Here is a 20,138-nt window from a genome sequence, read left to right as displayed (position 1 = left end):
GCTCGCCACCCCGCTCTACTACCGGCCGCTCATCAGAGCCTGGACGACGGGTGCCGCCTCGCGGCGCACGCCGTCTCACCGGTTGCGGTGAAACAGACGACCCCTCCGGCATCGCCCGCGAGTGCCAGCTCGCGTTCAACGCCGTCCGGGCTGTCCCTGATCATGCGCTCATCCGACGCTCCGGAGGATCCGCTCGACATCGGACAACCGGGTGGAGAGCTCGGCCAATTGCGCCTGGAGCTGATCCTGGTTGCTTACGGTCAGCTCGGCCAGCCGGCGGTACTCCGACATGGCCTCGATCTCGGTGCGGTGAAGCGTCAACCGGAAGTAGAAGACCATGCCGGCCACGACCATGACAGTGAGAAACAGGAAGACCACGCTGGGAATGATGATCTCCTTCAACTCTGTGGCTCCTGCATGTCATCGGGTCCTTCCCGGTCGTCGTTCCGTGAACCTTGATCCATCCGCGCCGCCTCATCCCTCTGCGCGGCCTCGTCGGCCAGGAGGGCGTCGAGGACCGTGTCCACCGACAGGCGCACATCGAACGGCGCCAGCTGGAAGTACTTCATCGCCTTGCCGTCCGGCGAAAGCTCCAGTTCGCCGGTGACCAGCCCGGCCTTCTCCATCCGCTCCAGGTGCATGTAGAGCAGCGGACGGGAGATACCGACCCGCCGGGCGAGCTCGCTCACGTGGACCCGCCCCTCGGCGAGCCTGGCGATGATCCTCAACCGCTGCGGATGCCCAAGGGCTGCGAGCACCGCCAACAGCTCCTCACTGGTCAGAACTCCTCCGCGGCATTTCAGCGTTACACCTGTTAGCCAACACTGACAGGTGGCCTCCCGCACCGTCAACTCAGGAACTGCTGCGCTCACGTCGCACGCTCGGAGCTTCCCCACTGTCCAGGGATCTTGGCGTAAGGCCCGTTCTCGCCGAAGATGGTCATCAGACTCCTCGAAGCCGGTCCCCGGCGGAGGGCGGGCGTCGAAGCCGGAGCCTTGAGCAGGATGAGACGGAGGAGAGCATGGCCGAGGGAGCACACAGGCCTGACATCCAGGCCGCGGCCGACCGTATGGCCAGCAAGTTCGGGTCCAGGCGCGAGATCCGCCATCTGGTCGACTACCTCCTTGAGGGTGAGGCCGTCGAGCAGATGGCGGGCGGTACCTTCGGCCCCGGCATCGGGCTTGTCGTTCTCACCGACCGGCGGCTGCTGTTCGTCAAGGACGGTTTGGTGGCGAAGGTCGCCGAGGACTTCATGGTGGGGATGATCTCTACGGTGCAATGGGATCCGGGCTCGTCGCACGGCACACTGACCGTGACCTCCTCCGGCGACAAGGCCAAGATCGAGGACATCCACAACGACGACGGAGCCCGCCTCGCCGGCGCGATTCAGCACCGCCTGGCCGGCGCGCGATCCGCCGCCCCTCCGGCCCCGGCTCCGGCCGAGGCTCCCGTCTCCGGAGATGATGATGTGTTCGAGGCTTTGCGGAAGCTGGGGGAGCTCCGCGACCAGGGTGTGATCACCGACGCGGAGTTCGCGGCGAAGAAGGCCGAACTGCTCGCCCGGATCTGATCCGCCACCCGTCGCGGCGCGCGTGCGGGGTTTCCGCACGTCAAGGACTACTTGAGGAGCTGGCGAGCCATGACCAGGCGCTGGAACTTCACCTTCAGTTCCGCACCGTGACCAGGGAGAAGGGACGAGACGACCCCGACGACTTCTCGGGGATCGGCTTCGGCGGCCTGGCCTTGATGTTGACCGTCATGGTCCTGAGCCACCCTTGGCAGTCGCTCAAGGAACTGCTCAGGGTGGTCCGTCGACTGGGCCGCCGCGGGGCGCTCAGGCTCGCAATGGTCCCTGCCGCACTGGTGGCCGCAATCGTGTTGTGGCGCCAAAGGGATCGACGCCCCACTTTCGAGGACTACCTGCATGGCCGCGACGAGGAATGAGACCACTCGCGACCGAGATCTTCCTCCGGATCGCCTGGTACAACAACCGGCGAAGGCACCGATGGGCACCAGGATTGGAATCCAGAGACGACGAACCCCGCTTCCCACAGAAGGGAAGCGGGGTTTCGCATGTCAGGGGCTACTTCATGAGCTGGCGGGCCATGACCAGGCGCTCTCGCCGCCTACCTCGCCGCCGCGCGCGTGATCGGAATCGACGGCCGGTGAGACCTCGGCGCGACGCCTCCCCTGACGGAACCGTGATCAGCGTGAACTGATCGCGGCGCCCTGAACGGAGTACGGCTCCCACCCCCCACCGGGGCGGGAGCCGTACCACTTTCGGGTGAAGCGTTTCGGCCCGGCACTGATCTCCGTACGGGAGGTCCGGATCCTCCCGGAACACATCGGGCCGGACGAACCGCTCGCGCCGGAGTTCCGCGACCACCGGGACGCGCACGCGCCCTGGCGGCTCGGCGCCTGGCTTGATGACCTGGACAGACACCACCGTCTGCTACTCTATGTAGCTACTTGATTACTATAAGCAACAACGGGGGCTATTGTGAAGATCGCCTGCGTCGGCGGCGGACCCGCCAGCCTGTACTTCTCGATCCTGATGAAACGCGTGGACCCATCCCACGACATCACCGTCCACGAGCGGAACCCAGCCGGTTCGACATACGGCTGGGGTGTGACCTACTGGGACGAACTACTCAACTACCTCCACGGCGCCGACCCCGAATCCGCACGCGCCATCGAGGAGAACTCAGTCCACTGGAACAGCTGGGAGATGCACGTCTACGACCGCGCCACGGTGGCGACGGTGACAGGGGAAGACTGGGGCGAAGGCTTCGGCATCGGCCGGCATCAACTGCTCGACATCCTCACCGAACGCGCCCGCTCCCTCGGCGTGCACATCGAGTTCGAACACGAGATCACCGACAAGGACGAACTCGCCGACGCCGACCTCGTCGTCGCCGGCGACGGCGTCAACAGCCTGCTGCGCGAACGCCACACCGACCGCTTCGGCTCCGAGATCACGGTCGGACGCAACGTCTACGCCTGGCTCGGCACCACCAAGGTCTTCCGCTCCTTCACCTTCGCCTTCGTGGAGACCGCGCACGGCTGGATCTGGTGCTACGGCTACGGATTCAGCAAGGACCACAGCACCTGCGTCATCGAATGCTCCCCCACCACCTGGGAAGGACTCGGACTCCACCAGGCGAACAAAGCCGACAGCCTGGCCCTCCTGGAGAAACTCTTCGCCGACACCCTGGACGGACACCCACTGATCGCCCAGGCGAACACCGAAGACGGCACACACTGGCTGAACTTCCGCACCCTGACCAACCGGACGTGGTACCACGACAACCTTGTCCTGCTCGGAGACGCCGCGCACACCACCCATTACTCCATCGGCGCCGGCACCGCCCTCGCACTGGAAGACGCCGCCTTCCTGGCCAACGCACTACACGGGGAGACACAACTCCAGACCGCCCTCGCCCGCTACGACCGGGAACGCCAAGCCGCGATCCGCCCCTCCCTGAGAGCGGCCCGCTACAGCGCCCGATGGTACGAGAACCTCCCGCGCTACGTCGGCCTTCCACCGGAGCAACTGTTCGAACTGCTCGGCCAGCGGCGCTCCCCGCTCCTCCCGCACATCCCACCACGGCTGTACTATCGGCTCGGCCAGGCGGCCGATCAGTTCTACTACCGGCTCGACCAGGTGGCCGAGCAGTTCAGGTCGCTACGCAACCGCGGACGCCGGCCGGACCCCGGACCACACGAACCAAACACGCCGGGACACCCGGACGAGATGATCCCGCGCTGACCCGCCCCGGGACGAAAGCGCGGAGAAGCCGAACGGCAAGCTCAGGACGTACAACTTGCTGTTCCGCCGGACCGACGACAAGTTCATCCGGGCGCGCGGCTACGGCGAACTCGTCTGGAAGCCCGCCCTCGTCGCCGCCGACACCATCCCGGCCCCCGAGAAGGACACCCGCGCCCGGAAGCGGTTCACCACATCTCGCAAGGAAGGGCTCCACCAGCTCAGGCACTACTACGCCAGCATCATGCCGGCCGGAGCCGTGGACACAGGAAACCCCGCCTCCCGAATACGGGAGGCGGGGTTCCTGCACGTCAAGGGTTACTTCAGGAGCTGGCGGGCCATGACCAGGCGCTGGATCTGGTTGGTGTCCTCGTAGATCTGGGTGTTCTCCGATGCGCTCTTGGGCCACCTGCGATATCCGCTGGATCTTGCCGCTGACCTGGGCGTACGCTTTCCGCGACCTTTCATCGGTTGCCGTTGATTTCGGCGGCTCCCCGTTATCGTCGGCGTTGGCTGGCCCGGTCGACGCCCTTATGCACCCGCACCGTGCGGTCGATGAGCTCGCGCAGCGCGCTCTCATCGACCTCGTCGAGCCGTTTCAGGTAGAGGCATCCCTTTCCGGTTTTGTGTGAACCGAGCCGGGCGAGCACCGATGCGTGCCGCTCCTCGAACCCGCCCACCAGGTAAACGACGAGCTGCTGCTTGCGCGGCGAGAAGGCAGCCAGGGGCCAGTCGCCCGTGCGCCCGCTCTCGTAGGTGTAGCGGTAGCTGCCGAAGCCGACGATGCTCGGGCCCCACATCACCGCGGCCTCGCCGGTCACCTCGCGCAGAATCGTGCAGAGGCGCTCCGCGTCGGCCCGCCGGCGTTCGTCGGGGACTGCGGCCAGGAAGTCGTCGACGCTGGCGTCCGTCGGGACCGTCACCGGCTGTTTCGATGTCGCCATGAAGTCATGCTCCCACGTCAGTCTGACAAAGCTCGTGGGGCGCATAGGGACGGAACAGTGATCGTTTAGGACTCCCTCCCAGAGCCAGCGAACCCCGCCTCCCGAATACGGGAAGCGGGGTTTGTGCACTTCAGGGGTTACTTGAGGAGCTGGCGGGCCATGACCAGGCGCTGGATCTGGTTGGTGCCCTCGTAGATCTGGGTGATCTTCGCGTCGCGCATCATGCGCTCGACCGGGTACTCCCGCGTGTAGCCGTACCCGCCGAGAAGCTGGACGGCGTCGGTGGTGATCTCCATGGCGGCATCGGAGGCGGCGCACTTGGCCGCGCTGGAGAAGAACGTCAGGTCCTTCACCGTGGCGCCGCGCATGGCGGCCTCGGACTTCGCGGCGGCGGCGTAGGTAAGCTGCCTGGCGGCCTCCAGCTTCATCGCCATGTCCGCGATCATGAACTGCAGGCCCTGGAACTCGGCGATCGGCTTGCCGAACTGCTTGCGCTCCTTGACGTACCCGATGGCGTAGTCGAGGGCGCCCTGCGCGATGCCGAGCGCCTGGGCGGCGATCGTGACGCGGGTGTGGTCGAGGGTGGCCAGCGCGGTCTTGAAGCCGGTGCCCGGGTCGCCGACCATGCGCCACTCGGGGATGCGCACGTTCTCCAGGATGACCTGCCGGGTGGGCGACCCCTTGATGCCGAGCTTCTTCTCCTTCGCCCCGAAGGAGACCCCCTCGTCGGACTTCTCCACCACGAACGCGGAGATGCCGCGCGCCCCGGAGGACGGGTCGGTCACCGCCATGACGGTGTAGTACTCCGACACCCCGGCGTTGGTGATCCACATCTTGGTGCCGTTGAGCACGTAGTGGTCGCCGTCCTTCACGGCCCGGGTCTTCATCGACGCGGCGTCGGAGCCCGCCTCGGGCTCGCTGAGCGCGTACGAGAACATCGCCTCGCCGCGGGCGACCGGCGGCAGATAATGCTGCTTGATCTCCTCGGACGCGGACAGCAGCAGCGGGACGGTGCCCAGCTTGTTGACGGCGGGGATGAGCGAGGACGAGGCGCAGGCGCGGGCCACCTCCTCGATCACGATCACGGCGGCGAGCGCGTCCGCTCCGGCCCCGCCGTACTCCTCCGGAATGTGTACGGCGTGGAAGTCTGAGGCGACGAGGTCCTTGTAGACCTCCCAGGAGAACTCCTCGTTCTCGTCCGCCTCCGCGGCGCGCGGCGCGATCTTCTCATCCGAGAGGGCACGGACGGCTTCGCGGAGCATCTGGTGCTCCTCGGACGGCTGGTACGACTCCGCGTCCACGGCTTATCCTCCTTTATGGCATTTTGTGCATCACTATAGGACACTGAGTGCCACCCGAGAAGGTGCTCTTACACGAAAGGACGGGATACGTGCCGGCTCGACGCGACGTACGGCGGAGCTTGACCGCCGCCGCGCTCGACCTGTTCCTCGCCCAGGGGTTCGACGAGACGACGGTCGACCAGATCGCCGAGGCCGCGGGCGTGGCCAGGCGCACCTTCTTCCGGCACTTCAAGGTCAAGGAAGACGCGATCTTCCCGGACCACGACGCCATGCTCCGGGAGATCGTCGCCCATCTGGAGGCGGCGTCGCCGCTGGTCCCGCCGCTGACGGCGGTCACAGAGGCCGCGCTGATGGTCCTGGGCACCTACGCCGCCGATCCCGAGACCTCCGTCAAGCGCTACGAGGTGACCCGGCGCGTCCCGTCCCTGCGCGAGCACGAGATCGCCGCGACCAGCCGCTACCAGCGGGCCTTCGCCGCGTTCCTCAACGAGCGCGACGGCGCGGCCGAGCCCCGGCGGCTGCGCCACGAGGTGATCGCGGCGGCCGTCGTGACCACGCACAACCACGTGCTGCGCGCCTGGCTGCGCGGCGGCGGGACCGGCGACGTGCAGGACCGGCTGTCCGAGGCGCTGTCCGGCATCCTGGAGGGGCTGGAGCCCTGGCTGGACGACCGCGACCGGCCCCGGGACGGCGAGGACGACGTCCTGGTCGTGGTGGCCCGCCGCGACACCCCGCTGTGGAAGATCGCCCAGGAGATCGAAGCAGCCAGAGGGTGAACGACGGATTGCCCTGCGGGGAAGGGATTTTGCACGTCAAGGGTAGCCGTCCCGGGCCCGCGTCGCTGTTTGCCGAGGTGCTGACTGGGGCAGTTGACTGGCCCGATACCATGCGCACACCCCGTACAAACAGGTAGATGGGAGCATGCCCGTGCCATACCGCCTCACAGTGCTCGGGACCGGATACCTGGGAGCCACCCATGCGGCGTGCATGGCCGAGCTGGGCTTCGAAGTGCTCGGTCTCGACGTCGATGCCGGCAAGATCGAGCGCCTGATGCGCGGCGAGCTTCCCATCCACGAGCCCGGCCTGGAGGAACTGCTCCGGCGCAACCTCGCCAGTGGCCGACTCAGGTTCACCACGTCCTACCAGGAGGCGGCCGAGTTCGGCGACGTCCACTTCGTCTGCGTCGGCACGCCGCAGAAGAAGGGCGAGTACGCCGCGGACGTCTCCTACCTCGACGCCGTCGTCGATTCCCTCGCCCCCTATCTCGACCGCGAGTGCCTGGTCGTGGGCAAGTCGACCGTGCCCGTCGGCACCGCCGAGCGGCTCGCCGAGAAGCTGGTACGGCTCGCGCCCGCCGGGTCGCAGGTCGAGCTGGCGTGGAACCCCGAGTTCCTCCGTGAGGGCTTCGCGGTCCAGGACACCCTCAAGCCCGACCGCATCGTCCTCGGTGTGACCTCGGAGCGCGCCGAGAAGGTGCTGCGTGATGTCTACGCGCCGCTCGGCGACATCCCGATGGTCGTGACCGACTATCCGACCGCCGAGCTGGTCAAGTCGGCGGCGAACGCCTTCCTTGCCACCAAGATCTCCTTCATCAACGCGATGGCCGAGGTGTGCGAGGCCTCCCACGCGGACGTCAAGCAGCTCTCCCTGGCGCTGTCGTTCGACGAGCGGATCGGCGGCAAATTCCTCAACCCCGGCCTGGGCTTCGGCGGCGGCTGCCTGCCCAAGGACATCCGCGCGTTCATGGCGCGGGCCGGTGAGCTGGGCGCCGACCAGGCGCTGACGTTCCTGCGCGAGGTGGACGCCATCAACATGCGCAGGCGGGCCCGCATGGTGGACCTGGCGCGCGGCCTGGTCGGGGGTTCCTTCCACGGCTGCACGGTCGGCGTCCTGGGCGCGGCCTTCAAGCCCAACTCCGACGACATCCGCGACTCGCCCGCCCTCGACGTGGCGGTGACGATCAGTCAGTCGGGCGGCCGGGTGACGGTCTACGACCCGGTCGCGCTGGACAACGCCCGCCGCGCCCACCCGAGCCTCGGGTACGCGGACAGTGTCACCGGCGCGGTCAGCGGCGCCGACGTGGTGCTGCTGCTGACCGAGTGGCAGGAGTTCGTGCTCCTCGACCCCGAGGAGCTGGGCCAGGCGGTGCGGACCCGCAACATCGTGGACGGCCGCAACGCCCTCGACGCCGAGACCTGGCGCGCGGCCGGCTGGAACTACCGCGCCCTCGGCCGCCCGTAGCGCGAACCCCCACCTGCGCGGCCGGGAGGGTTCCCGGCCGCGCAGGTGGGCGGACAGCTCGCTAGGAGAGCGAGCCCAGCGTCCGCGCCTCGGCGCGCAGCCGCTCGCCCTTGGCGTACGCCTGGGACTTGAGGTCGGTCTGGAACGCCTCCATCCGGCTCCGCAGGGCCGGGTCGGCCGCGGCGAGGATGCGTACGGCGAGCAGGCCCGCGTTGCGCGCCCCGCCGACGGCCACGGTCGCGACCGGCACCCCGGCCGGCATCTGGACGATCGACAACAGCGAGTCCATGCCGTCGAGGTACTTCAGCGGAACCGGTACGCCGATCACCGGCAGCGGGGTGACCGAGGCCAGCATCCCGGGCAGGTGGGCCGCGCCGCCCGCGCCCGCGATGATCACCTTCAGCCCGCGGGAGGCGGCGCGGGTGCCGTACTCGATCATCTCGGCGGGCATCCGGTGCGCGGAGACGACGTCGGCCTCGAAGGGGACGTCGAACTCCCGCAGCGCCTCGGCGGCCTGGCGCATGACCGGCCAGTCCGAGTCGCTGCCCATCACGATCCCGACGGTGGCTCCGGTCTCAGACATCGTTCGGCCCCCTCAGGCAGTCGGCGGCGTGCCAGGCGCGGGCCCGGACCTGGTCGAGGTCGGTGCCCAGCGCGGTGACGTGCCCGATCTTCCGACCAGGCCGTACGTCCTTGCCGTAGAAGTGGATCTTCACGCCGGGGTCGTTCGCCATGACGTGCTCGTACCGGGCGAAGACGTCCGGGTCGGGCCCGCCGAGCAGGTTGACCATGACCACGACCGGGGCTGTGAGCGACGGCGAGCCGAGCGGCAGGTTGAGCACCGCCCGCAGGTGCTGCTCGAACTGGGACGTTCTGGCGCCCTCGATGGTCCAGTGGCCGCTGTTGTGCGGGCGCATGGCCAGCTCGTTGACGACCAGCCCCGACTTGGTGGCGAACATCTCGACGGCCAGCAGGCCGGTCACGCCGAGCTGCTGCGCGATGCGCAGGGCGATCCGCTGCGCCGCCGCCGCGTTCTCCGGGTCCAGGTCGGGCGCGGGCGCGATCACCTCGACGCAGATGCCGTCCTTCTGCACGGTCTCCACGACCGGATAGCTGACGCCCTGCCCGTGCGGCGACCTGGCGACCAGTACGGCCAGCTCCCGCTCGAACGGCACGAACGTCTCGGCCAGCAGCGGCACACCGGAGTCGACGACCTCCCGGGCCTCGTCCGCCGACGCGCACACCCAGACGCCGCGGCCGTCGTAGCCGCCGCGCACCGCCTTCAGTACGACCGGCCAGCCGTGCTCCTCGCCGAACGCCTCGACGTCGGCGAGATCCGAGACGCGCCTCCAGGCCGGGCAGGGAGCGCCGATCTCGGTCAGCCGCTCGCGCATCACCGCCTTGTCCTGCGCGTGGACGAGCGCCTCCGCGCCGGGGTGCACGGCCACGCCGTCGTCGAGGAGGGCCTGGATGTGCGTGGTGGGCACGTGCTCGTGGTCGAAGGTGACCGCGTCGCAGCCTTTCGCGAAGTCACGCAGGTCGCTCAGGTCGCGGTAGTCGCCGATGCGGGTGTCCACGATGACACGGGCGGCGCTCTCGTCGCGGGAGTTGGCCAGGACCCGCAGCTCGACGCCGAGGGCGATCGCGGCCTGCTGGGTCATCCGGGCGAGTTGTCCCGCTCCCACGACACCGACCACCGGGCCGACGACCGGTCGGGGGGTAGGGGGCACGTTTGGGCTGTTCACGACATGTCAGCCTACCGACCCCCCGGACCGGGAATTCTCGCCGCCGGGCATCTGCGCGACGGCGGTCAGGACACCGTGACGTCGGAGAGGGCCCGGCGCATGGCGACCGTGTCGAGCACGCCCTTCGCCGACACCCGGGTGGCGAGGAAGAGCAGCTTGTGTCCGGTGACCGTGCCCCCGCCGGTCGCACCGCGTCCCGTGAAGGCCCCTACGGTGGCCGCCTTGTACGCGGGACGGCCCGCGCCGGGCTTCTGGGTGACGACGATCCGCAGGGTGTGGAACACCAGCGCGCCCCCGCCGGGCAGCGGGAGCGCGTACGCGGGCCCCTCCAGCCGGGCCTCGGCGGACATCCGGTCGGGCCGGTCGGCGGCGGACCGGTCGGTCAGCTCCCGCAGCAGGTCGCGCATCGGGTCGCCGGAGCGCACCCGCACCCCGCTCACGCCCGCCGGGTCGGTGAGGAAGGCGAGCAGCCTGGTCGGCGCCAGCCCCGCCCGGACCCGCGCGTCCCGGTTCGGCTCCGGCGCGACCTGCCCCTCCTCCAGCTCGGGGAGCGCGCCGACCACGGGGACGGGCCCGGCGCCGAGCCGCCACCGCCCGTCGGACCGTACGAACACGAAGTAGGCGGGCCGCGGCTTGTGGGCCAGGGCCGCGAACCAGGGCAGATCCCCGGGCTGCTCCGGCAGGTAGAACTCGGCGTCGGTGTAGCCGCCGGCGGCGGGGACCGGGTTCCCCCGCCTGGCCGCCTGGCAGGCCCGGCCGGACAGGACGCTCTCCGTCCATGTCGTGAGGAACTCGATCTTCGCGCAGTCGCGCCGCTTCCAGGCGTCGGCGAGGTCGGCGAGCGCCGCGAAGGCGGTCGTGGCGTCCTCGCGGGTGGCCGTCACCGGCCGGGGTGTCGCGTCGCGGGACGGCCGGGCGGCCGCGGCGGGGCCGCGCTCGCCGCATCCGGCCAGCAGGGCGGTCCCGAGCACGGCGGCGAGGACGGCGGAGGGCCCGATCAGGGGACGGCGCGGCACGGCTGAGCCACCTTTCCAGTCACGCGTCCGGTCGTGGGCGCTCGCGGCGCCCTCCCGTGGGCGCGTGAACCGCCGCACGCCGGCGTACGCGCTCACGACCATCAGAACCGGCTCATGATCCCCGAACCAGTCGGGAGAGTAGCCCGTCCCGCCCGCCTTGACCCCACATAGCCCGATATTTCATGAAACTTTCTTCCGGTTCTGCGAAGATCAGCCCTCCTTCCCAGGTGGTGAAATCGAAGCGGGGTGACGGGGACCACTGCGAGCCCGGTTACCGGTAGCCTGGATAGAACGCAGTGCAGGCCGGGAAGGATCAGCGAGTCGTGCAGCTTCTCCGAGGCGTCTACGAGCGGTTCGCCGCCATCCTCCATGAGCTGATCAAGTTCGGTCTGATCGGCGGGCTCGCGTTCGTGATCGACTTCGGCGGCACGAGCCTGCTGCGCTTCGGCGTCGAGCTGGGGCCGCTGACGTCCAAGACCGTCGCGACCGTCGTCGCCGCCACGTTCGCCTACTTCGGCAACCGCTACTGGACGTTCCGGCACCGCGAGCAGAGCGGCCTCGCCCGCGAGTACATCATGTTCTTCCTGCTCAACGGGGTCGGCCTGGCCATCTCGCTGGTCGTCATCAGCTTCGTCACCTACGTGCTCGGGCTGCACGACGCCGTCAGCTTCAGCGTCGCGCAGATCATCGGGCTGGTCCTGGGCACGCTGTTCCGCTTCTGGTCGTACAAGAAGTGGGTGTTCCTGGAGGTCCCCGACACCCCCGCCTCGGTGGTCGAGAATCAGGCCGGACCGCTCACCACCCGGTAGCGCCCGTCGCCCTCGACGTGCCGTAGGAAGATCGCGAAGGTCGCCGGCCGTCGCTTGATCAGCTCCAGCCGCCCGCCGTCCGCCGCGACGATCGATCGCGCGAGCGTCAGACCGAGCCCGGTGCCGCCGGCGCCGCTCACGTTGCGTTCGAAGACCCTGCCGCCGAGCTCCTCGGGGATGCCCGGCCCCTGGTCCGCCACCTCGATGACGATCGACTTCTCCGTGCTCGTGGTGGTGATGGTCACCGTGCCGCCGCCGTGCTGGAGCGAGTTCTCCAGGAGGGTCGCGACGGCCTGACTCAGGCCGCCCGTCGTGGCGAGCGCCCGCAGGCCGCGGCTGCCCACGAGCTTGATGGAGCGCTGCGCCCGGCGGAAGGCGGGCTCCCATTCCGTGACCTGCTGGTCGAGGACCTGATCGACGTCGATCGCCTCGGCCTGGGCGTGCCGCTGCCGCCGGGCGGCGGCGAGCAGCTCGTCGATGACCGCCGTCAGCCGCTCGACCTGCACGATCGCGGCCTCACCCTCCTCGCGGACGATCGCCGGCTCCCCCGCCGCCGCGACGATCTCCTCCAGGCGCATGTTCAGCCCCGTCAGCGGCGTGCGGAGCTGGTGCGAGGCGTCGGTGGCGAACTCGCGCTCCCGGCCGAGCAGGTCCGCGATGCGGACGGCGCTGCGGTCGAGCACCTGCGCGACGCGGTCCAGCTCCGGGATGCCGTATCTGTGCCGGCTCGGCCGGGCGTCACCTGAGCCGAGCCGCTCCGCGATCCTGGCGAGGTCCTGGAGTGGCAACGTCAGACGGAGCGAGGTCACGATGGCCAGCCCGACCGCCACACCCAGTGCCGCCAGGATGAGCGCGACAATGAGCACCAGCCGCGCCCGGACGCCCTGCTGGACCTGCGCGGCGTCCTGGCTGACCCGGACGTAGCCGTTCTCCGAACGCGCCTCTTCCGTCATCTGCCGGTGCGCGGGGGGCGCCGTACCCGCCGCGATCGGCGCGACCCCCTGCACGAACACCTGTATGTAGCGGTCGGGATAGTTCTTCTCCAGCTGCTTGGGGTCGATGGACTGCTCCTGGCTTATGGAGTATTCGACCCCGATCAGCAGCCGTGTGGCCTCCGAATGCAGCTCTGTCGCGGCCTCGTCGTGGATGAGTCTGACGACGACCACGCCCAGGGGGACCCCGAGCAGCAGTACCGCGATGACCGCGACGAGCAGCATCGAGGAGAGCAGGCGCCGACGCACGTGCTAGTCCCTTCGCCCATGCGGGCCTATTCGCGCTCGAATCGGAAGCCCACTCCCCTGACAGTGGTGATGTAACGCGGCTTGGCGGCGTCGTCCCCGAGCTTGCGGCGGAGCCAGGAGATGTGCATGTCGAGGGTCTTGGTCGACCCCCACCAGTTGGTGTCCCACACCTCCCGCATGATCTGCTCGCGGGTGACCACCTTGCCGGCGTCGCGGACGAGCACGCGCAGTAGGTCGAACTCCTTGGTGGTCAGATGGAGCTCCTTGTCCCCCATCCAGGCACGGCGGGAGTCTGCGTCGATCCTGACGCCCTGGACCACAGGTGTTTCGGAGGTGCCCCTCCGAAGCAGTGCCCGTACGCGGGCGAGCAGCTCGGCCAAGCGGAACGGCTTGGTCACATAGTCGTCGGCCCCGGCGTCGAGGCCGACGACGGTGTCGACTTCGTCGACACGTGCGGTGAGAATCAGCACCGGCGTGCCGTGCCCTTCGGCGCGGATCCGGCGCGCGACCTCAAGGCCGTCCATCTCGGGCAGTCCAAGGTCGAGAACAATGAGGTCGACACCTCCCGACAAAGCCCTTTCCAGGGCCTGCGGGCCATCAGGGCTCACCTCTACCTGATAGCCCTCCCGACGCAATGCGCGCGCCAGCGGCTCGGAAATCGAGGTGTCGTCCTCGGCGAGAAGTACGCAGGTCATGGTGCGATCGTAGGACCTTAAGGGGTTGTTTCCCGGCCACAGCGCGCGGTTTGACTTGTCGTTGACCCATCAATTGACGTAGGCAAACCCTGATAAATGGTCATTAGTCCGCACGCAAGGGTTCCAGCTTTTCGTGGCAGATCCCTGTCCGCCGTACCCAAAAGACGGATTGCCGACACGCGGCCGCCGGTTCTTAAGCAGAACGGAAAGGGCGGCAAAAAAGAACGCCCGCCGGAATGGGCGGGCGTCAAATGTCCGGAAATTTCAGGATGAGGACGAGGGCGGCTCGGCGTACCGCTGGAGGTAGAGCTGCTCCCCGAGGCTCTCGTAGAGGCCCAGCTCGGTCTCCAGGTAGTCGATGTGCATCTCCTCGTCCTTGAGGATGTCCTCGAAGATGTTGGCGGACGTGATGTCGCCACGCTCGCGCATGAACGCGATGCCCGGCTTCAGCCGCTTGACCACGCTGTACTCCAGCGCCAGGTCCGCCTGGAGCTGCTCCTTGACGGTCTGCCCGATGTGCAGCGTGTTCAGCTTCTGGTAGTTGGGCAGCCCGTCCAGGAAGAGGATGCGGTCGGTGAGCCGCTCGGCGTGCCTCATCTCGTCGAACGACTCGTGCCGGGTGTACTCGGCGAGTTTGGTGTAGCCCCAGTTCTCCTGCATCTTGGCGTGCAGGAAGTACTGGTTGATCGCGGTCAGTTCGCTGGTGAGCTGCTCGTTGAGCAACGCGATGATGTCCTTGTCGCCCTGCATCCCGGGCCCCCTCGGTCTATGCGCTGGTGACGAGGGCATCCGCCCTCTTCAGCATCGCACAGACCTTGCGCACACAGAGTGCACAGTCCCCTCCGGCGCCCGTCATGTCGCGCACCTGGCGGGCACTCTTCGCGCCGCCGGCGATGCAGTCGTGCACCTCGTCCTCGGTCACGGCTCGGCAGATGCACACGAACATGGGTCCTCGCTAAGGGGAAATCAGGTAAGGCATACCTAAGATAACGCACTCAGGTAAGGCTTGCCTAGGTGAGGCGCCCCACATCGTCGCAGGTGGACGATGTGGGGCGCCTTCCCGTTATGCGATGTTCGGCGCCTCGGCGCCGATGGTCGTGGAGTCACCGTGACCGGTGTTCACGACGGTGTCCTCGGGCAAGGTGAGCAGCCGCGTCCTGATCGACTCGACGATGGTCTCCCGCGAGGAGAAGGAGCGGCCGGTCGCCCCGGGGCCGCCCTGGAACAGGGTGTCGCCGGTGAAGACCGTGCCCAGCTCCGGGGCGTACAGGCAGACCGCGCCCGGGGAGTGGCCGGGCGTGTGCAGCACCCGGAGCTCCGGCCCGCCGGTCTCGATCACCTGACCGTCCTCCAGCGGCCGATACGGCACCTTGTCGCCGTACTCCATCTCCCAGAGGACCTGGTCGGCGGGGTGGAGCAGGATCGGCGCGCCGGTGCGTTCGGCCAGCTCGGCCGCGGCGTTGATGTGATCGTTGTGCGCGTGGGTGCACACGATCGCCCGCAACCTGCGGGAGCCGACGGCGTCGGCGATGGCGGCGGCATCGTGCGCCGCGTCGATCGCCACCACCTCATCGGCGGAGCCGACCAGCCAGACGTTGTTGTCGACCTCCCAGGTCCCCCCGTCCAGGGAGAACGTGCCCGACGTGATCAGGCGGGAGACAGCGCTCATCGTTGGTTCTCTTCTCGTGTCGTAGGGTTCGCCGGACGCGGAGGCGCCGTCACAGCACCACCACGGAGCGCAGCACCTCGCCGCGGTGCATCTTGGCGAACGCCTCCTCGACCTGGTCCAGCCCGATCGTCTCGGAGACGAACCCGTCCAGGTTGAGCCGGCCCTGCAGGTAGAGGTCGATCAGCATCGGGAAGTCCCGGCTCGGCAGGCAGTCGCCGTACCAGGAGGACTTGAGCGAGCCGCCCCGGCCGAAGACGTCGAGCAGCGGCAGGTCGAGCCGCATCTCGGGCGTGGGGACGCCCACCAGCACGACGGTGCCGGCGAGGTCGCGGGCGTAGAACGCCTGCTCGTAGGTCTCGGGCCGGCCGACCGCGTCGATGACGACGTCCGCGCCGTGGCCGCCGGTGAGCTCGCGGATCGCCTCGACGGCGTCGGTCTCCCGCGAGTTCACCGTGTGGGTGGCCCCGAAGTCGCGGGCCCAGGTGAGCTTGCGGTCGTCCACGTCCACCGCGATGACCTTTCCGGCCCCGGCCAGGTGCGCGCCGAGCACCGCCGCGTTGCCCACGCCGCCGCAGCCGATGACGGCGACCGAGTCGCCCCTGGTCACGCCGCCCGTGTTGATCGCCGCGCCGAGCCCGGCCATCACGCCGCAGCCGAGCAGCCCGGCGACCGCGGGCTTCGCCTCCGGGTTCACCTTGGTGCACTGCCCGGCGGCCACGAGGGTCTTCTCCGCGAACGCGCCGATGCCGAGCGCCGGGCTGAGGACCGTTCCATCGGCGAGCGTCATCTTCTGCGTCGCGTTGTGCGTGTTGAAGCAGTACCACGGACGTCCGCGCAGGCAGGCCCGGCACTGGCCGCACACCGCGCGCCAGTTGAGGATCACGTAGTCGCCCGGGGCGACGTCGGTGACACCGGGGCCGACCGCCTCGACCACTCCCGCCGCCTCGTGCCCGAGCAGGAACGGGAACTCGTCGTTGATCCCGCCCTCGCGGTAGTGCAGGTCGGTGTGGCAGACACCGCAGGCCTGGACGTTCACCACGGCCTCGCCCGGGCCGGGATCGGGCACGTGGACCGTCTCCAGCGTCACCGCCTCGCCCTTGCCCCGTGCGATCACACCCTGGACCTCATACGGCATTCTTGACACCTCATCTCGAATGGGAAAACCTCAGGATTTCCACCGTGCCGGAGTTCGTCAAGCTCACCGGCCTGTGGAAGGCGAGGTGCGACGAACGACATACGGTTGAACGAGCCCGAGGCCGCGGGCGGGACGGCGGCGGATCCGCATCACCTCGACCCCCTCGGCGCCCTCCAGCCGGTGCGCCATCTCGGCGTCGGCCAGGATCGCCCCGGGCCGTGCGATGGCGGTCAGCCGGGCCGCCAGGTTGACCGTCGTGCCGAACACGTCGCCCATCACCGGGAGCACCGGGCCGTAGGAGAGCCCGATGCGCACGTCGGGCCCCTCCTCGCCGCGCCCGTTGGACCGCTTGAGCTCGTCGACCAGGTCGAGGGCGATCCGTCCCGCGGTCACCGGATCGGTGGCGGTGAACAGCACCTCGTCGCCGAGCGTCTTGACCAGCCGCCCGCCGTGTGACGCGATCACGTCGGAGGTGCGCGCCTCGAACCCCTCGACCAGGTCGGCCAGCGCGAACTCGTCCAGCTGCCGCGAGAACGCCGTGAACGACACCATGTCGGCGAAGCCCACGGCCAGCGACAGGCGCGACGTGGTGGGCAGCTCCTCGGCCATCTCGGCGATGGCGAGCAGGCGGCTCGTGGTGGCGGCGAGCTGCGCCCGCCAGACGTGGAGCAGCGTCTGTTCGAAGTCCGGCAGGAACCGGGCGGCGATCTCCATCGACCGGGCCAGGTCCTCGTCGCTCGGCCGCGTCCCGGGCTCGAGGATCGCGCCCATCATGATCTCCGCCTGCCACTCCGCCAGCCGCGAGGTCGTACGGCCGAGCGCCCGCGCCATCCGGACGATCGCCTGTTCGTCGAGGAGGCCGGTCTCCAGCATCGCGCGGATCCGGCGCAGCGCGTCGACGTCGCCGTCGTTGAACGCGACGGCGTCGTCGGCGAGCGTGGCGAAGCCGAGCGCGCGCCAGATCCGCCCGGTGAACTCCTGCGGCAGATCGGCGGCGGCGGCGACCTCGCCGCGGGTGTAGCGGGGCGGCGACCCGACGAACAGCCGCCGGATGTCGTCAGAGGTGGGACGCCGTGTGGCCACCTTCCCCTCCTGCCGGGCTACTTGCCGTCGATGGTCCCATCGGAGGCATCCTCCACCAGGCGGAACAGCTCCTGGCGCACGAGCTGGATCTTCGGGATGTCCAGGAGATCGATCTCGCCCTTCTCGGAGGCCGACTCGACCCGGAGCGTCCCGCACCCGAGGAACCTCTCGAAGAACCTCTGGTCGGAGCTGACGCTGTTGACCTTCGCCATCGGGATGTCCTCTTCCGACTTGTTCAGGATGCCGGTGCTGATGGCGAAGCGGTGCGACGTCAAGGTGTACGACGTGGTCTTCCACCGCAGGTAGGGGATAAACGTCCACAGCGTCAGGGCGACGAACGCGACCACCCCCACCGCGATCCGAGCGTACGCGGCGTAGGTGTAGTCGCCGGGGATGAAGTAGATCGCCGCTCCGGCGACGGCCACGACGAGGACGAGGGCGAGGACGGGAAGCACGAGCCGCTTCCAGTGAGGGTGGAACGAGAGCACGAGGCGCTCGCCCTCGGTCAAATGGTGTTCGGGGAGACCCATGCGGCAAATCGTGGCACGTTCGGGGCCGGCGCGCGACGGTCCCCGCGGCGCGTCCGCCGATCTCCGCGGTCGTTCACGGGTTCGCGGGGCGCACGTGGACCACGTCGCCCGCGCTGAGCGCGTGCTCCTCGCCGCCCGCGCGTATGAGCAGGCAGCCGGTGCCGTCCACGCCGGTGGCGACTCCGATCAGCGCCCGGTTGCCCGGCAGCTCCACCCGGACCTCCTGCCCGATCGTCGCGCACGAGGCGAGATAGGCGGCGCGCAGGCCGCAGGCGTCCGGATCGCCGCCGACCGAGGTCCACTCGCGGTAGTGCGTCTCGATCTCACGGAGAATCGCCCGCAGCAGCGGGTCGCGGTCGAGGCAGGCGGCCTTCTCGACGGCCAGCGAGGTCGCCCGCTCGACCGGCAGCTCCTCCGGCCGCATCGAGACGTTGAGCCCGATCCCGACGACGATGCCGCCCTCCACCCGCTCGGCGAGGATGCCGGCCAGCTTGCGCTCCCCGATCAGCAGGTCGTTGGGCCACTTCAGCCGGACGTCCACCTCGGCCAGCCGCCGTACGGCAGCGGCGGCGGCGACGCCGACCAGCAGCGGCAGCCAGCCCAGCCGGGCGGGCCGCGCCGCCGCTGCGCCGGGCCGGAACAGCATCGAGACGGTCAGTCCGGAGCGCGGCGGCGCCGACCAGACGCGGTCCAGCCGTCCGCGCCCCGCCGTCTGGGCCTCGGCGACGAGCACCGCGCCCTCGGGCGCGCCGCCCCGGGCCGCCTCGGCGAGGTCGGCGTTCGTGGACCCGGCCCGTTCCACCACGGTGATCTCGGACCAGAGCGATCCGGGACGGACGAGGGCCTGACGCAGCGCCCGCTCCGACAGCGGCGGCCGATCAAGGTCGGTGAAGCGCGATTCCGGCATTTGCCCAGGCTACCGGCCGCGCCGGGTTCGCCTTCGATCGGGGACGGGCCCGGCGCCGCCGCGCGCGCCCGGCGGGCGTAGCCTGAACGCACCCGGGCGTCGGGACACGGGGCGGCGCACCGCCCGATCATGGTTCCAGGCCCGCCCCTGTGAGCAGCGACGATGGGATCGTGACCGTGCGACCGGCCGACAGCACCGCCCCCCGCCCCGGACCGGTCACCAGGATCCGGGTCCGGCAGGTGTCGGGCTCCGGCGTACGCGACCGGCGGGACGATCTGGCCACCGAGGAGCCGCTGGAGATCCGGCTCACCGCCGGAGGCGAGAGCCGTACGGTCGCGATCACCATGCGGACGCCCGGCGCGGACTTCGAGCTGGCCGCCGGGTTCCTGCACGGCGAGGGCGTCGCCGGCGCCGGGGACATCGCGGCCATCGGCTACTGCACGGACGCGGACCTGGAACCGGAGGCCCGCTACAACACCGTGACGGTCCGGCTGGCCGCCCCGCGGCTGCCGGACATCCCGCAGCTTGAGCGGCATTTCGTGACGTCCAGCGCCTGCGGGGTGTGCGGGACGGCCAGCCTGGACGCGCTGCGCGGCCGCTGTGCGCCCCTCGCCGACACGTCCCGGCTCACCGTCTCCCCCGAGGTGCTGTACGGCCTTCCGCACCGGCTCAGGCAGGCGCAGGGGGTGTTCGGGCGGACCGGCGGCCTGCACGCGGCGGGCCTGTTCACCGCCGACGGGACCCTGGTGACCGCCCGCGAGGACGTGGGGCGGCACAACGCCGTGGACAAATTGGTCGGCTGGGCGCTGCTGAACGGCCGGCTGCCGCTCGCCGAGCACGTCCTGCTGGTCAGCGGCCGGTCCAGCTACGAGATCATGCAGAAGGCGCTGGCGGCGGGCGTCCAGCTGGTCTGCGCGGTGTCGGCGCCCTCGTCCCTCGCCGTGGACCTGGCCCGCGAGTTCGGCCTCACCCTCGTCGGCTTCCTGCGCGACGAGCGGTTCAACATCTACTCCGGGGCCGAGCGGATCACCGCCTGACCCGGCGCCGGAGCCCGGC

Annotated in this window: 25 protein-coding genes; 9 read left to right on the top strand and 16 right to left on the bottom strand. The window is 69.5% G+C overall.

What is annotated here, in order from left to right; translation table 11 throughout:
• Window positions 1-168: 168 nt before the first annotated feature.
• Entirely contained in the window at window positions 169-402 is a 234-nt protein-coding gene (locus tag ACQP1V_RS07835; RefSeq protein WP_433420332.1) for a hypothetical protein, read from the bottom strand.
• Entirely contained in the window at window positions 399-758 is a 360-nt protein-coding gene (locus ACQP1V_RS07830) for an ArsR/SmtB family transcription factor (protein WP_433420329.1), read from the bottom strand. Before ACQP1V_RS07830 ends, ACQP1V_RS07835 begins: the two co-directional genes overlap by 4 nt.
• A gap of 263 nt (window positions 759-1,021) precedes the next feature.
• On the opposite strand from ACQP1V_RS07830, the gene ACQP1V_RS07825 reads away from it, so the two are divergent.
• The 5 genes from ACQP1V_RS07825 (at window position 1,022) to ACQP1V_RS07805 (ending at window position 4,142) form a co-directional block, all read left to right on the top strand.
• A complete protein-coding gene (locus ACQP1V_RS07825; protein WP_433420327.1) occupies window positions 1,022-1,570 on the top strand; it encodes an SHOCT domain-containing protein in 549 nt (182 codons plus the stop codon).
• 107 nt (window positions 1,571-1,677) lie between these two features.
• Window positions 1,678-1,944, top strand: coding sequence for a hypothetical protein (locus ACQP1V_RS07820; protein WP_433420324.1), 267 nt, complete (start codon window positions 1,678-1,680; stop codon window positions 1,942-1,944).
• A gap of 340 nt (window positions 1,945-2,284) precedes the next feature.
• A complete protein-coding gene (locus ACQP1V_RS07815; protein WP_433420321.1) occupies window positions 2,285-2,473 on the top strand; it encodes a hypothetical protein in 189 nt (62 codons plus the stop codon).
• A 27-nt stretch (window positions 2,474-2,500) separates the two neighbouring features.
• Window positions 2,501-3,769, top strand: coding sequence for an FAD-dependent monooxygenase (locus ACQP1V_RS07810; protein ID WP_433420320.1), 1,269 nt, complete (start codon window positions 2,501-2,503; stop codon window positions 3,767-3,769).
• A gap of 55 nt (window positions 3,770-3,824) precedes the next feature.
• On the top strand, window positions 3,825-4,142 hold the full coding sequence (locus tag ACQP1V_RS07805; protein WP_433420317.1) for a hypothetical protein: 318 nt from the start codon (window positions 3,825-3,827) through the stop codon (window positions 4,140-4,142).
• Window positions 4,143-4,263: 121 nt separating this feature from the next.
• On the opposite strand, the gene ACQP1V_RS07800 is transcribed toward ACQP1V_RS07805, so the two are convergent.
• Both ACQP1V_RS07800 and ACQP1V_RS07795 read right to left on the bottom strand, forming a co-directional pair.
• The gene (locus tag ACQP1V_RS07800; RefSeq protein WP_433420315.1) at window positions 4,264-4,710 is read right to left on the bottom strand and encodes a DUF1801 domain-containing protein; all 447 of its coding nucleotides are present in this window, start codon (window positions 4,708-4,710) and stop codon (window positions 4,264-4,266) included.
• 137 nt (window positions 4,711-4,847) lie between these two features.
• Complete coding sequence (locus ACQP1V_RS07795; protein ID WP_433420312.1) at window positions 4,848-6,011, bottom strand: acyl-CoA dehydrogenase family protein; 1,164 nt, start codon at window positions 6,009-6,011, stop codon at window positions 4,848-4,850.
• An 89-nt stretch (window positions 6,012-6,100) separates the two neighbouring features.
• Between ACQP1V_RS07795 and ACQP1V_RS07790 the strand changes: the two genes are divergently transcribed.
• Both ACQP1V_RS07790 and ACQP1V_RS07785 read left to right on the top strand, forming a co-directional pair.
• A complete protein-coding gene (locus tag ACQP1V_RS07790) occupies window positions 6,101-6,787 on the top strand; it encodes a TetR family transcriptional regulator (protein ID WP_433420310.1) in 687 nt (228 codons plus the stop codon).
• A 145-nt stretch (window positions 6,788-6,932) separates the two neighbouring features.
• A complete protein-coding gene (locus tag ACQP1V_RS07785) occupies window positions 6,933-8,252 on the top strand; it encodes a UDP-glucose dehydrogenase family protein (RefSeq protein ID WP_387408422.1) in 1,320 nt (439 codons plus the stop codon).
• 61 nt (window positions 8,253-8,313) lie between these two features.
• Here the strand turns inward: ACQP1V_RS07785 and purE are convergent, their stop codons facing one another.
• The 3 genes from purE to ACQP1V_RS07770 all read right to left on the bottom strand — a co-directional run bounded on the left by purE (window position 8,314) and on the right by ACQP1V_RS07770 (window position 11,013).
• A complete protein-coding gene (purE, locus tag ACQP1V_RS07780) occupies window positions 8,314-8,835 on the bottom strand; it encodes a 5-(carboxyamino)imidazole ribonucleotide mutase (protein WP_067129489.1) in 522 nt (173 codons plus the stop codon).
• A complete protein-coding gene (locus ACQP1V_RS07775) occupies window positions 8,828-9,997 on the bottom strand; it encodes a 5-(carboxyamino)imidazole ribonucleotide synthase (protein ID WP_433420306.1) in 1,170 nt (389 codons plus the stop codon). Before ACQP1V_RS07775 ends, purE begins: the two co-directional genes overlap by 8 nt.
• A 65-nt stretch (window positions 9,998-10,062) precedes the next feature.
• The gene (locus ACQP1V_RS07770) at window positions 10,063-11,013 is read right to left on the bottom strand and encodes a hypothetical protein (RefSeq protein ID WP_433420304.1); all 951 of its coding nucleotides are present in this window, start codon (window positions 11,011-11,013) and stop codon (window positions 10,063-10,065) included.
• Between the two features lie 323 nt (window positions 11,014-11,336).
• On the opposite strand from ACQP1V_RS07770, the gene ACQP1V_RS07765 reads away from it, so the two are divergent.
• Complete coding sequence (locus tag ACQP1V_RS07765; RefSeq protein WP_433420301.1) at window positions 11,337-11,822, top strand: GtrA family protein; 486 nt, start codon at window positions 11,337-11,339, stop codon at window positions 11,820-11,822.
• Here the strand turns inward: ACQP1V_RS07765 and ACQP1V_RS07760 are convergent.
• From ACQP1V_RS07760 to ACQP1V_RS07720, 9 genes are all read right to left on the bottom strand, one after another.
• Window positions 11,795-13,063, bottom strand: a complete 1,269-nt coding sequence (locus ACQP1V_RS07760; protein ID WP_433420298.1) for an ATP-binding protein — start codon at window positions 13,061-13,063, stop codon at window positions 11,795-11,797. The genes ACQP1V_RS07765 and ACQP1V_RS07760 overlap by 28 nt on opposite strands.
• A gap of 26 nt (window positions 13,064-13,089) precedes the next feature.
• The gene (locus ACQP1V_RS07755) at window positions 13,090-13,758 is read right to left on the bottom strand and encodes a response regulator transcription factor (protein ID WP_030451323.1); all 669 of its coding nucleotides are present in this window, start codon (window positions 13,756-13,758) and stop codon (window positions 13,090-13,092) included.
• A 264-nt stretch (window positions 13,759-14,022) separates the two neighbouring features.
• Entirely contained in the window at window positions 14,023-14,508 is a 486-nt protein-coding gene (bfr, locus tag ACQP1V_RS07750; protein WP_387408411.1) for a bacterioferritin, read from the bottom strand.
• A 16-nt stretch (window positions 14,509-14,524) separates the two neighbouring features.
• Complete coding sequence (locus ACQP1V_RS07745) at window positions 14,525-14,704, bottom strand: (2Fe-2S)-binding protein (RefSeq protein WP_067129517.1); 180 nt, start codon at window positions 14,702-14,704, stop codon at window positions 14,525-14,527.
• A 117-nt stretch (window positions 14,705-14,821) separates the two neighbouring features.
• Complete coding sequence (locus tag ACQP1V_RS07740; RefSeq protein WP_433420295.1) at window positions 14,822-15,427, bottom strand: MBL fold metallo-hydrolase; 606 nt, start codon at window positions 15,425-15,427, stop codon at window positions 14,822-14,824.
• 49 nt (window positions 15,428-15,476) lie between these two features.
• Window positions 15,477-16,562, bottom strand: a complete 1,086-nt coding sequence (locus tag ACQP1V_RS07735) for an S-(hydroxymethyl)mycothiol dehydrogenase (protein WP_067129524.1) — start codon at window positions 16,560-16,562, stop codon at window positions 15,477-15,479.
• 63 nt (window positions 16,563-16,625) lie between these two features.
• Complete coding sequence (locus ACQP1V_RS07730; protein WP_084258715.1) at window positions 16,626-17,645, bottom strand: adenylate/guanylate cyclase domain-containing protein; 1,020 nt, start codon at window positions 17,643-17,645, stop codon at window positions 16,626-16,628.
• A gap of 17 nt (window positions 17,646-17,662) precedes the next feature.
• Window positions 17,663-18,175 carry a PH domain-containing protein gene (locus tag ACQP1V_RS07725; RefSeq protein WP_433420292.1) on the bottom strand — a complete coding sequence of 171 codons (513 nt, stop codon included), beginning with the start codon at window positions 18,173-18,175 and terminating at the stop codon, window positions 17,663-17,665.
• A gap of 73 nt (window positions 18,176-18,248) precedes the next feature.
• Window positions 18,249-19,082 carry a biotin--[acetyl-CoA-carboxylase] ligase gene (locus tag ACQP1V_RS07720; protein WP_433420289.1) on the bottom strand — a complete coding sequence of 278 codons (834 nt, stop codon included), beginning with the start codon at window positions 19,080-19,082 and terminating at the stop codon, window positions 18,249-18,251.
• A gap of 170 nt (window positions 19,083-19,252) precedes the next feature.
• Here ACQP1V_RS07720 and fdhD point away from each other — a divergent pair, with 170 nt between their 5' ends.
• Window positions 19,253-20,119: a formate dehydrogenase accessory sulfurtransferase FdhD gene (gene fdhD / locus ACQP1V_RS07715; RefSeq protein WP_433420286.1), complete on the top strand. Its 867-nt coding sequence runs from the start codon at window positions 19,253-19,255 to the stop codon at window positions 20,117-20,119.
• The last annotated feature ends 19 nt before the right edge of the window (window positions 20,120-20,138 follow it).

This window comes from Microtetraspora malaysiensis, from assembly GCF_050947145.1.
GTDB classification, from domain to species: Bacteria; Actinomycetota; Actinomycetes; order Streptosporangiales; family Streptosporangiaceae; genus Microtetraspora_A; species Microtetraspora_A malaysiensis.
Note: the sequence above shows the minus strand (reverse complement) of the source record. Positions and strands in the feature narration are given on the sequence as shown.